We start from the raw sequence: 11,089 nt of genomic DNA, 5'->3' as shown, positions 1-11,089 counted from the left end.
CAGCCTGGCCGAGGAGCCCTTGCCACGTTTGTGGTGGAGGGTGTTCATGCCAACGACATCGCGGCGATGCTTGATCTGGCCGGTGTCTGTATTCGCAGTGGTCACCATTGCTGTCAGCCGCTGCATCGCTTGTACGGAGTCACGGGCTCAGCCCGCGCGAGCCTCAGCTTTTGTACGACTCATGCTGAAATCGATTGCTTTGCTGATGAGCTGGTGAGTGTGATCGAGTTTTTCCGTGAAAACGGCTAGCGACTTTCTAAATGGGTTGAAGCAGGGCTACAGCCTCAGCATTGTGTTGACCGATCCAAGCCCAGCGCATTGACCAGCCATGGGCTCTCGCTTGCTGCTCGAGCCAATCACGGTTGGCGGGAAAGTCATGGGTTTGGATGTGTTGGGAGATGGAGTTTCGTTGGGTCTGAGAGAGGCCAGGCCATTGGCTGATTCGTTTGCAATATCTTCTGAGGTAGTCCAATCGTGATTCTTGATTGGGGCGGAAGACATCCGCCCAGATGAACAGTCCATTGGTTTCAATCTTTTTCCTTGCACCCTCTAGAAACATCAGCTTTTGGTCTTGACTGAGATGGTGTAAGGCGAAGGATGAGTGGATGAGGTCAACGCGATTGTGTTGGCTTGAACAGGCCCAGTTCAGGAGATCGCCGTGTTCCCAGACACAGGGGTAGGGAACGGACCCCAGATTGCGTTGAGCGAGCGGTAGAACTGCTTGTGTGAGGTCTAAACCGACGTACTTTTTGAGGGGAAGGGTGCGGAGTAGGGGCGCTAGCTGCCCGAGGTCTCCACAGCCCAGATCAACCATGGCAACGGCTTGAGTCTGATCCTCTCGCTGGGCCAGCCATTGATGGATCCCAGCGGTTGTGGCCTCACTGATTTCACAATGCTCCATCAGGTTGTGTTCAACCAGGATTCGGTATGTGGCCCATTGCCTTTCGAATAGATCCACGCATGGTTCACATCTGGGCCACACGATGGCACCTTGAATGAGCCCTTCCCACCCCTCGCGTTTGGAACTCCCAACCTTGTTTCTGGTGGTACTCGGAGGTCGCACGGATCGAAGTTTGATCGAGCTTCACGATGTGCGTTTTGTGGTGGGCCGCTGCATCGAGGACACCTATCCCGAGCTTCGTCGTCAGTGGTTTGGTCGCCGTCGCGGGTTGCATCTCGATAGCTACATGACCGTGCATTGCATCGACGGCTGGCGCATCACCCTTGAACTGGAGCCTGCTTCCGATGAACAGCGGTTGTGGTTCGTCAACCTCGGGGGCTACCAGCCCGACTCGCTTGCGGAATTGCATCGCTTTGGACTCGTGGTGGCCCCTTCGCGGCAAGCCGCTAAATCAGCAGCCAAGACGCGCTGGTTGCTGGATGCGCTTGAGCAGCACAAGGACGATCTCAGTGCTGTGGATGATTGCGTGGCCATTGAACAGTTGTCGTTGACTGGGAGCAACAATGTTTACGTGCACCTCCATCGCCAGCTCGATGGTGAAAGTCAGAATCAGGTGCCTGACTGGTTTGGGTATCGACCGATTTGAGCTGCCGATGTGACCGCTACACCAGGGAGAGGTGGCGCGATTTGGCCGATTCACTTCTGGATCGTGCGCATCAGAGAATGAAAGAAGCCATTCGGCGCTTGCCGTTGATTCGACCATGAACATTGATGGCCAGGCCTGGCGGACGATTTGGCTTGAATCCGATCAGCGCTCCGTGGGTGTGATCGATCAAACCCTGCTGCCCCACCGTTTGATCACTCGAACGCTGACGCGTTGTGACCAGGCGGCAGATGCGATCAGCACCATGTTGGTGCGGGGTGCGCCATTAATCGGTGTCACCGGCGCCTATGGCTTGATGCTCGCCCTTCAAGACGACGCCAGCGATGCTGGCTTGTCCCACGCCTTTGATCAGCTCAACGCAAGTCGACCCACAGCTGTGAACCTGCGATGGGCTTTGGAACGGGTTCGAGATTTAGTGCAACCGTTGCCGGAAGCGGATCGAGCGGCGGCGGCTCGGCGGGAGGCGGCGCTGATTGCTGATGAAGATGTGGCGATGTGCGAGGCGATTGGAGAGCATGGCCTCAATCTGTTTCGGAGGTTGGCCGAGCAGCGACCGAGTGCACGGCAAAACGAGCCCTTTCAGGTGCTCACCCATTGCAATGCCGGCTGGTTAGCAACCGTTGACTGGGGAACGGCGTTGGCACCGATCTATAAAGCCCATCGAGCAGGGCTGAACATTCATGTTTGGGTGGATGAGACCAGGCCGCGCAATCAAGGGGCATCGCTTACGGCCTATGAGTTGGCCCGTGAGGGGGTGCCTCACACCGTGATTGTGGACAACGCAGGTGGTCACCTGATGCAGCATGGCCAGGTGGATGCTGTGATCGTTGGGACCGATCGCACCACGCGCTGCGGCGATGTCTGCAACAAAGTTGGCACCTATCTCAAGGCCCTGGCGGCTCATGACAACAACGTGCCGTTTTATGTCGCCCTGCCGACGTCCACCATCGACTGGCGCCTTGCGGATGGTGTGGCAGAGATCCCGATTGAGGCACGTTCTGCTGAGGAAGTGACTTCCATGCAGGGGCGTGTGATTGCTGGGGAGTCGGCCGGTGAAATTGTGAGTGTGCAGCTCACGCCTGATGGTTGTGCCGGGTTTAATCCGGCGTTCGACGTCACCCCGGCGCGGCTTGTCACGGCTCTGATCACCGACCGTGGTGTGGCGACGGCTAACGAAGTTGGCCTGAAGGAGCTCTACAACCGTGGCTGATTCAGGAGGTGCAATGAACGATCGGGCATTGCGCTGCGAGCTCGTGGAGGTGGCCCGTGCCATGAACAGCACTGGCTTGAATCAGGGCACGTCCGGCAACCTGTCGTTGCGGATTGAGGGGGGATTGTTGGTGACCCCCAGCTCCTTGGCCTACGACCAGATGGAGCCGGAAGATCTGGTGGCGATCGATTGTTACGGCCAACCTTTGCCAAGCGGACGGCCTGGTCATGACCGCAGACCCTCCTCAGAGTGGCGCTTGCATGCCGATGTCTTCGCTGATCGACCCGATGCGATGGCGGTATTGCATTGCCATCCCATCCATGCAACCGCCTTGGCCTGCCATGACCGGGGGATTCCACCGTTCCATTACATGACAGCGGTGGCTGGTGGGGATGACATTCGCTGTGCTCCCTATGCCACCTTCGGCACCGCTGAGTTGTCAGCCCATACGGTGCAGGCACTTCAGGACCGGCAGGCCTGTTTGCTGGCTCACCATGGATTGGTCAGTTTGGGACGGGATCTTGATCAGGCCCTGAAGATTGCCGTCGAGGTGGAGACGCTGGCACAGATGTATTTGCAAGCTCTGCAGCTCGGGGAACCTCCGCTGTTGTCGGCATCACAAATGGAAGAGGTCCATCGCCAGTTCCGTGGCTTGGGATATGGCCAAGCCGCTAACAATTGAGGTGTTGGCGGAAAAAGCGCTCTGTTGACTCCAGAACGGCGACCTGCACAGCGCTATCTCGGAAGCCATGCCCCTCCTCCTGGAAGGTGTGCACTTCCACTGGGATCGCATTGCGGCGCAAGGCCTCGGCCATGCGTTCGGTTTGCTGTGGCAGGACGACCTTGTCTTTGAGACCCTGGAAAAAGATCACAGGACAGCGAATCTGTTCGGCATGGCGCAGCGGCGATCGCTGTTCATAGAGATCCCTCTCCTCGGGCCACCGCCCGATCAGTCCATCCAGATAGCGGGCTTCAAAGCGATGGGTCTCCGTGGCTAAAGCGCTGAGATCGCTGACGGCATAACGGCAGGCTCCGGCGCGGAACACATCTGTGAAGCAAAGGCAGGCCAGTGTGGTGAAGCCACCGGCGCTTCCCCCTTCGATGGCGATGCGGTTCGGATCCGCACAGTTCTTGGCAATCAAGGTTTTGGCTGCTGCGGCGCAATCGTTGACATCCACCACTCCCCATTTCCCTTGCAGCCTGTTGCGGTAAGTCCGCCCAAATCCTGTGGAGCCTCCGTAATTCACGTCCACGACTCCCCAGCCCCGCGAAGTCCAGAACTGAATGGCGAGGCTTAGGCCGCGGCGGGCCATCGACGACGGGCCGCTATGACTCTTCACCAGCAGGGGCGACGAGGCATCGGCTCCCCCGACTGGGGGGTAATACCAGGCTTGGGTGCGTTGCCCGTCAGACCCGTCAAACCACAACGACTGGGCCACGCTGATCGCGTTGACCTCCATGGCTGCTGCCGCGGCTGGAGTGTGTTGCCAGCTGCCTAAGCCCAAGTCGAGCTCGAGGAGCCCTTGGCCTGTGGTGCTGTTGCTCGCGATGGCGACGGCCCTGCCATTGGCTGCGTTGAGATCGGCGAGATCGTTGAAGGGTTGGTCCACACGCTCTGCTGAGCCATCGAGTCCAAGCCGTTGCAACTGCCATTCACCCTGATCACAGATGGCCGCTAACAGCTTGTCTCCATCCCAAGCGGTGGTACTCATTCCAAACACCCACTGGGGCATGGCCGTCTCCTTGGCCATGGGCCAAAGGCGTTGCCAGTGGTTGCTCAAGCTTTCGGCGCGGGGGTGGCGCATCAGATTCCACCAGCCGCTCCTGTCCTCTGCCACGACGAGGCTTCCATCCGGCAGCCATTGGGGTTGAAACACTGAGATTCCCTGAGGATCTGCGGGGTCAGCGCCGGCGATCACTTGGCACTCCTCCAGTGCTCCTGTGGCCGTAAGCCGCGCCAGAACGAGCTGGGAGCAATCCCAGGGCATGAAGGGTTGCTGCCATTCCACCCAGGCAAGCTGGCCGCCGTCTGAACTAAGGGCGAGATAGCCCGCGAAATCAGCGGGCTGATGCACGACGACAGGGGTTTGGTTCCGTTGATCGAGGGCAACGCTCACTAAGCGATCACAACCGGCTTCCTCCATCACGCCCAACCAGCGAGAGCGGGCAAGGTCGATCACGCCTCCCCCCAGCGCGCTATCGCTGGGAGAGGTCAGCCGATGGGGGGGTGCCAGGGCGTTTAGTGATTGGGCGCTAGCCCCATCCAGGCCTGTCCAGGCTTGGAACCAGAGACAACCGTCCTTGTCATCGACCCAAACCACCTGGAGTGTTCCCTCCATCAGGGTCGCTGTGAGCGGTGCTCCCCCGTAGTCGTGCACTCTGCTGCGCAAATTGATGGGGGCTGGTGTGAGTTCCAGGGGTGTGCTGGCTGTCTCCTTCCAGCGGCGGATCAGTGCTGTGGTGCGTCCTTTCTCGTGGGGGCGCTGCTCCAGCCAGAGCACCCAATCCCCCAGCAGTTGCGGAGCTCGCAGCACCGGAGTGCGTCCGAGAGCGGTTGTTGCGGGCAGGGGCTGTTGCAGAGACATGTCGAACGGATCAGGCAGAGATCAGGTCTGCCTAAGATCAGGACAACTTCAAGGTAGGAGGGGCTTTGGCTAGGAGCTTTGCCCAGTTGGCACGATCGGCTGAGAAGAGCAGCTCCTCGATTGCCGTACCTAAGGAGCCTTTAGAGAAGGCTCCACTCGATATACATACCCTTGGCGACGATGCGTTGCGCGGGGATGCTCGCCGGATCGGCAAGGTGGACGAGCGCGTGCGCGACTTGGCTCGCGATATGTTGCGCAGCATGTACACCGCCCATGGCATTGGCTTGGCGGCTCCTCAGGTTGGGGTTCATCAGCAATTGCTGGTGATCGACCTCGATCTTGAGACACCCAGCACCCCACCTCTTGTGCTGATCAATCCTGAAATCACAACCTGCAGCGCATCGGTTGATACATACGAGGAGGGTTGCTTAAGCATCCCAGGCGTGTATCTCGATGTGGTCCGTCCAACGGCCATTCAATTGAGTTTCAGAGACGAGATGGGACGACCGCGCACCATGAAGGCTGATGGTTTGATGGCGCGTTGCATCCAGCATGAGATGGATCACCTGCGTGGGGTGTTGTTTGTGGATCGCGTGACCGATTCCAGTGGGCTGAAGAAGGAGTTGAAAGACCATGGCTTTCTTGCAACGGACGTCCGCCCCATGACGCCTTAAACCGATGCCAATGAAACCCCTTGCTGGCCTGTTTCTGGCCCTGGCGTGCGTGCTCGGCATCGCAGCCACAGGCAGTGTTTTTGAATTGGCCTACGGCGATCCTGATCTCGGCGTGAATCCAACCCGGTGGATCCTTGGTTTGAGTCTCCCAGCAACACTTGGGTCACTTTTGGTCGCGATTCGTCTCAACAAACCGGCCTGATGGCACGTGCTTGGACCCAAAGGGACTAATACGATCCCCTTAATGATCGGATTTGATTGATGGGCCGTCCTTGGAACGCTGCTGTTGCTTTTGCTGTGTTTGCCTCCGCTTTGGCCACAGGTCTCCCGCAAGCAGCGACTGCTCAAGGCTCTGTTTTCACCGCTGCAGACGTGGACGAAAGCCAGTTCGTGATGGTGTCGGCTCCCATCGGTAAAGGGGAGAGTTCTCAGCTGAACATTTACGAACAGCGCACCAGTGCCCGTCCGTGTTTTGCCGTTTCGGGAGCTGCCCCTGCAGTGGTTGATCCGCTGTTGGCCAGCTTCGACTTCACCGGAATCTGTAACCGCTATATCGATGGGAATGGCTATTCCCTGCGAATTGGTGGAGATGACCTGGGAACGCGTTACCGCCTGTCCGTGGTCAAATCCGGATCAGATGTCGAGCTTTTGGCCGTCCCGACTCGTGATCCCTCCCGTCCCACCATGGTGGTGGCTCGTTCAGGAGGTCCTGGAAACGGTTTCATCAAGTTGAATCTTGAACCAGGCTGGAAGCTGATGAGGCGTCAATACGGCAAGCGCACGCTGGGACATCTTTATGTGTATCGGGATGGCATGCCCGGATCCCCAGATGCACTCTGAGCGCATTGCCCATCGCTTGCTACATTGCTTAGCTGGAAATCCTCGCTTGTTGAATGACTCAGGTCACGGTTGGAGAAAACGAAGGCATCGAATCTGCCTTGCGTCGCTTTAAGCGTCAGGTCTCCAAGGCCGGGATCTTTGCAGATCTCAAGCGCCTGCGCCATCACGAGACTCCAATCGAGAAGTACAAGCGCAAAGCTCAACAGCGCCGTCGTCGTCGTTGATCGAACAGCATTTTTAGCTTTAGACCTGATAGGCCGTGTCGAAATATCGAATTAATCGGTATTTCGACTGTTTCTTTTTTCTGAGTGTCTTCCGAGACTTGAAGCATCTCGAATGAGATTCCTTATGGCATCCATGTTTAATTCCCTTCGTGACTGGTTTGCCGAAACCCTGTCACACGCCGTTGGCAATCCAAGTGAGGAGAAGAAGACGGTTCCTCCTCCGATTGGTGTCCAGCCCTACCGGGATATTCCTCATCACGGATCGCGTTAGTGGCCATCAGCTCAAGTGCTGGCTGAAGGCGTGTGGTCATAGCTACGGAAGCAGATCGCATCTGCCAGATGTTGTTCACTCACCTTTGGCAGAGCTTCTAAGTCGGCAATCGTTCGGGCAACGCGCAGGAGCCTCAAGCTGCTGCGCATGCTCAGCTGCCGTTTCGACACCACCTGCTCCCAGCATTGAAAGGCTCGTTCTTCAATCTGGCCGTAGCGCCCAAGCTCAAGCGCACTGAGTTGGCTGTTGAGTTGGCCGCCCGGGTTGCGTTCACACATTCTGATGCGCGCGGCCTGGATTGCTTCGGGGGAGAAACTGCCTCCAGATTGATTGTCTGTTGGATCATCCGTGGTCTTGAAGCAACGGCGTAGTTGGCCTGTCGGTACGGGTTCGAGGCGGCATTGAAGATCGAGACGCTCTAGAAATGGACCTGATAAACGATTCCAGTAGCGCTGCCGTTGAAGCTCCGAACAACGGCAGCGATTGGAAGAATCACCATGCCAGCCACAAGGGCAGGGATTGGTGGCAGCCACCAGGGTGACCCGACAGGGGAAGGAGCAGCGCATTCGGGCTCGACTGATCCAGAGAACTCCCTCCTCCAGAGGCTGACGCAACTGATCGAGGATGGATCTCGGAAATTCAGTGAGTTCATCCAAAAACAGCACGCCTCCATGGGCCAGGCTCAATTCACCGGGACGAGGATTGACGCCTCCGCCGAGAAGGCCTGCTGCCGTGGTGCTGTGATGCGGTGCCCGGAATGGTCGTTGTCGAACCAGGCTTGTCACGCTGCCGAGCGTGCCAGCAATGGATTGCAGGCGTGTGAGCTCCAGAGCCTCTGTATCGCTCAACGGTGGAAGAATCTTGGGGAGCTGGCGCGCCAACATCGTTTTGCCACAGCCAGGAGGCCCCACCATCAGGAGGTGGTGTCCCCCAGCTGCAGCAATCGCCAGTGCCTGTCGAGCGAAATGTTGAATCGTGAGGGGTGCTGCGGTCAGCGGCTCCAATGCGCTTTCAGGGTTGATTGGCGTTGCAGGCTCTTTCGTTTTGGGTTGAGGGCAACAGTTGTGTTGGATCCCATGCCGTAATTGCTCAACGAGTTGCCTAAGAGTTTTGGCGCTAATGACGGTGAGTCCGGCTACCAGAGACGCTTCTGCCGCGTTGGCTGATGGCACCACAAACGCCTTGGCTTGTTGGATCTTTGCCTGGCAGGCCATGGCCAGAATGCCGCGGCAAGACCTCAAGCTTCCGTCCAGGCCTAGTTCTCCTGCACAGCAGAGCCCTTCCAGCTTTTGGGGATCAAGCTGACCGCTGGCCACGAGCAAGGCAAGGGCGATCGGGAGGTCGAAGGCTGGTCCCTTCTTGCGTCGATCCGCTGGTGCCAGATTCACGATGACGCGAACGAGGGGCCCGCGAAAGCCGCTGTTGCGAAGTGCTGCCCGAACGCGTTCGCGCGATTCTTGGATTGCGGTATCTGGAAGCCCCACAAGTTGAAGGCCGGGAAGCCCTGGGGCCAGATCCACTTCCACCGTGACGGGGAGCGCCTCCATGCCTTGAAGGGATGCGCTGGAGCAGCGTGCCAGCATTGGATGGTTGCGGGGTAGGTATCTGATGCCCCACCCGTCTCATGCACTGTTTTGCCCAGGGTTGTGACCATGGCTGGTGACACGATTTTTGCCCGCATCTTGCGTGGAGAGATTCCATGCGATGAGGTGTATAGCGATGAGAGCTGCTTGGCGTTCCGTGACGTCGCGCCGGTTGCTCCTGTTCATCTGCTGGTGATTCCACGCAAGCCACTAGAGAGCTTGCGCGAGGCGGAACCAGGGGATGAGGAGCTTCTGGGTCATTTGTTGATGGTGGCTGCGAGGGTTGCCAAGCAAGAAGGCTTAAGGGATTGGCGAACGGTGATTAACAGCGGAGAGGGTGCAGGACAGACCGTGTTCCACTTGCACGTGCATGTCATTGGTGGGCGTTCCCTGGATTGGCCTCCCGGATGAAGGCTTGGCTTGTGAGAATGGCGTCATGACAGCGTCTACTTTCGGCAGCAGCGGCCCGTTCAAAAATCTCCGCAATCAGCTCACAAAGCTGCGTCACCTGGCCCAACCCTTTTTCTTGCCGCTTGATCAGGCCAGCGGATGGCAGTTCATCTGGCTGTTGGTGTGCCTTCTGTTTTGTGTTGGCGGATTGGTGCTTGCGGTTCTTACCGCACTGATCCGAAGCCTGGATCGGTTTCAGCCGGACTTAACGGAGAAATATCTCTCTGGTGTATCCGGCACGATTGCCACGATTTGGTCGAGTTGGTGGGGAGTGGCTTTTGTCGCTCTGTTTCTGGTTGGGATGGCCAGTTTCGTTGCTTTCCGTCAGCAATTGCGCCATAGGCGGTGGCTCAATTGGGGCTTACTGGCAACGATTGTGTTCATGTTGCTTGCTGTTAACGGAATTAATACGGGGATTGGATTCATCTACCGAGACATTACGAATGCCTTGGTGGAGAAGGATCAAGGTGGCTTTTATGGTCGATTGGCGATTTATGGCGCTTGTTTTGTGGTTGCCCTCCCTATTCGGGTGACTCAGGTTTATATCACTGCAAAGCTGGGAATTATTTGGCGGGAGTGGCTGTCTAAATCTTTGATAGGTGATTATATGAAAAATAAGGCCTATTATGTTCTCAATCCAAACAGTGAAGACGAAACGGATATTGACAACCCTGATCAGAGAATTACTCAGGACACGGAATCATTCACGGCGCAAAGCTTAAGTCTTGCCCTGGGTCTTTTTGATGCACTCCTGACGTTTTCTTTGAATATATTGGTGCTTTGGAGTATTAGTTCTAGGCTTACTTTTGCCCTGTTTGGCTATTCGGCAGTTGCCACAACTCTGCTGGTTGTCTCAGGGCGCAATCTGGTGCGAATTAATTACGATCAGCTCCGTTATGAAGCTGATTTCCGTTATGGTCTGGTTCATATTAGGGACAATGCTGAATCGATTGCTTTTTACTCTGGGGAAGGTCAAGAGAAGCAAGAATCTTACAGGCGTCTTGGCTCGGTTGTTCAAAACTTTAATCTCTTGATTATTTGGCAGGTCATCATTGATGTGATGCGTCGATCGGTGTCCTACGCAGGAGTTTTTCTTCCCTTCTTAGTTATGGCGCCTGTGTATTTTGCCGGTGAGATTGATTTTGGTGTGTTCAATCAAGCCAATTTTGCCTTCAATATGGTGGAGGGTTCGTTGTTCTTTATTGTGGCTCGAATTGAGCAGCTTGCTCAATTTGCCGCGGGTATTAGTCGTCTGGAAGGCTTCCAGACCAAGATTGAACAGGTAAGCAAACAGGCTCCCAGTAGTAACAGTCGCATTGTTCCAGGAAGTAACGGCATCTTCATTCGTTCTGCCGATCTATATCCGCCGAATGGAAACAATCCAGTGATCGAAGATCTCACGCTTGATATTTCTGATCACGACAAGTTATTGGTTGTGGGGCCTTCTGGGTGCGGAAAAACATCGCTGCTGCGCATGATTAGCGGCCTATGGGAACCAAGTCGAGGCAGTGTTGAGAGGCCGTCGATGGGTGATCTCCTGTTCATCCCTCAGAAGCCTTACATGTTGTTGGGCTCGTTAAGAGAGCAGCTGTGTTATCCAGCAGATGAGAATCGTTTTAGCGATGAGCAATTGCGAAGCGTGCTTGAACAAGTCAGCTTGCAGAAGCTAGTGACGCGATATCCCGAC

13 protein-coding genes are annotated in these 11,089 nt (G+C 56.5%); 10 read left to right on the top strand and 3 right to left on the bottom strand.

From position 1 onward, the window contains the following. Positions 1 to 249 (top strand): aminotransferase class V-fold PLP-dependent enzyme (locus NCN04_RS03495; RefSeq protein ID WP_250395190.1); only part of this gene is annotated, 249 nt, incomplete at its 5' end. Between the two features lie 7 nt (positions 250 to 256). Here NCN04_RS03495 and NCN04_RS03490 read toward each other — a convergent pair. Continuing rightward, positions 257 to 958, bottom strand: a complete 702-nt coding sequence (locus NCN04_RS03490) for a class I SAM-dependent methyltransferase (RefSeq protein ID WP_250395189.1) — start codon at positions 956 to 958, stop codon at positions 257 to 259. 37 nt (positions 959 to 995) lie between these two features. On the opposite strand from NCN04_RS03490, the gene NCN04_RS03485 reads away from it, so the two are divergent. From NCN04_RS03485 to NCN04_RS03475, 3 genes are all read left to right on the top strand, one after another. Beyond that, a complete protein-coding gene (locus tag NCN04_RS03485; protein ID WP_048347267.1) occupies positions 996 to 1,547 on the top strand; it encodes a DUF1543 domain-containing protein in 552 nt (183 codons plus the stop codon). Positions 1,548 to 1,662: 115 nt separating this feature from the next. Beyond that, on the top strand, positions 1,663 to 2,775 hold the full coding sequence (gene mtnA / locus NCN04_RS03480; protein WP_250395188.1) for an S-methyl-5-thioribose-1-phosphate isomerase: 1,113 nt from the start codon (positions 1,663 to 1,665) through the stop codon (positions 2,773 to 2,775). 13 nt (positions 2,776 to 2,788) lie between these two features. After that, positions 2,789 to 3,457 (top strand): class II aldolase/adducin family protein, encoded by a 669-nt coding sequence (locus NCN04_RS03475; protein ID WP_048348324.1) that lies wholly within the window; start codon positions 2,789 to 2,791, stop codon positions 3,455 to 3,457. Here the strand turns inward: NCN04_RS03475 and NCN04_RS03470 are convergent. Continuing rightward, positions 3,447 to 5,360, bottom strand: coding sequence for a S9 family peptidase (locus tag NCN04_RS03470; RefSeq protein WP_250395187.1), 1,914 nt, complete (start codon positions 5,358 to 5,360; stop codon positions 3,447 to 3,449). The genes NCN04_RS03475 and NCN04_RS03470 overlap by 11 nt on opposite strands. Positions 5,361 to 5,425: 65 nt before the next feature. Between NCN04_RS03470 and def the strand changes: the two genes are divergently transcribed. The 4 genes from def to rpsU are packed head-to-tail and all read left to right on the top strand — an operon-like array spanning position 5,426 to position 7,098. Then, entirely contained in the window at positions 5,426 to 6,034 is a 609-nt protein-coding gene (def, locus tag NCN04_RS03465; RefSeq protein WP_048347264.1) for a peptide deformylase, read from the top strand. Between the two features lie 4 nt (positions 6,035 to 6,038). Then, the gene (locus tag NCN04_RS03460; protein ID WP_041426722.1) at positions 6,039 to 6,236 is read left to right on the top strand and encodes a hypothetical protein; all 198 of its coding nucleotides are present in this window, start codon (positions 6,039 to 6,041) and stop codon (positions 6,234 to 6,236) included. 59 nt (positions 6,237 to 6,295) lie between these two features. Beyond that, positions 6,296 to 6,874, top strand: a complete 579-nt coding sequence (locus NCN04_RS03455; protein WP_048347263.1) for a DUF3747 domain-containing protein — start codon at positions 6,296 to 6,298, stop codon at positions 6,872 to 6,874. A gap of 53 nt (positions 6,875 to 6,927) precedes the next feature. Next, positions 6,928 to 7,098, top strand: coding sequence for a 30S ribosomal protein S21 (gene rpsU, locus NCN04_RS03450; protein WP_006043142.1), 171 nt, complete (start codon positions 6,928 to 6,930; stop codon positions 7,096 to 7,098). Between the two features lie 282 nt (positions 7,099 to 7,380). Here the strand turns inward: rpsU and NCN04_RS03445 are convergent, their stop codons facing one another. Next, positions 7,381 to 8,952 (bottom strand): YifB family Mg chelatase-like AAA ATPase, encoded by a 1,572-nt coding sequence (locus NCN04_RS03445; protein ID WP_250395186.1) that lies wholly within the window; start codon positions 8,950 to 8,952, stop codon positions 7,381 to 7,383. A 69-nt stretch (positions 8,953 to 9,021) separates the two neighbouring features. Between NCN04_RS03445 and NCN04_RS03440 the strand changes: the two genes are divergently transcribed. Continuing rightward, on the top strand, positions 9,022 to 9,363 hold the full coding sequence (locus NCN04_RS03440) for a histidine triad nucleotide-binding protein (protein ID WP_048347261.1): 342 nt from the start codon (positions 9,022 to 9,024) through the stop codon (positions 9,361 to 9,363). Between the two features lie 25 nt (positions 9,364 to 9,388). Beyond that, positions 9,389 to 11,089 (top strand): SbmA/BacA-like family transporter (locus tag NCN04_RS03435; RefSeq protein WP_250395185.1); only part of this gene is annotated, 1,701 nt, incomplete at its 3' end.

It is taken from the genome of Synechococcus sp. MU1655, from assembly GCF_023630655.1.
Lineage (GTDB): Bacteria > Cyanobacteriota > Cyanobacteriia > PCC-6307 > Cyanobiaceae > Synechococcus_C.
This window is presented reverse-complemented; position numbering and strand designations above follow the sequence as displayed.

Coding starts and splice junctions, on each gene's coding strand:
- NCN04_RS03445 (WP_250395186.1), bottom strand. CDS start 8,952: ATGCTGGCACGCTGCTCCAGCGCATCCCTTCAAGGCATGGAGGCGCTC.
- mtnA (WP_250395188.1), top strand. CDS start 1,663: ATGAACATTGATGGCCAGGCCTGGCGGACGATTTGGCTTGAATCCGAT.
- NCN04_RS03475 (WP_048348324.1), top strand. CDS start 2,789: ATGAACGATCGGGCATTGCGCTGCGAGCTCGTGGAGGTGGCCCGTGCC.
- NCN04_RS03470 (WP_250395187.1), bottom strand. CDS start 5,360: ATGTCTCTGCAACAGCCCCTGCCCGCAACAACCGCTCTCGGACGCACT.
- NCN04_RS03455 (WP_048347263.1), top strand. CDS start 6,296: ATGGGCCGTCCTTGGAACGCTGCTGTTGCTTTTGCTGTGTTTGCCTCC.
- NCN04_RS03460 (WP_041426722.1), top strand. CDS start 6,039: ATGCCAATGAAACCCCTTGCTGGCCTGTTTCTGGCCCTGGCGTGCGTG.
- NCN04_RS03440 (WP_048347261.1), top strand. CDS start 9,022: ATGGCTGGTGACACGATTTTTGCCCGCATCTTGCGTGGAGAGATTCCA.
- NCN04_RS03485 (WP_048347267.1), top strand. CDS start 996: ATGAGCCCTTCCCACCCCTCGCGTTTGGAACTCCCAACCTTGTTTCTG.
- rpsU (WP_006043142.1), top strand. CDS start 6,928: ATGACTCAGGTCACGGTTGGAGAAAACGAAGGCATCGAATCTGCCTTG.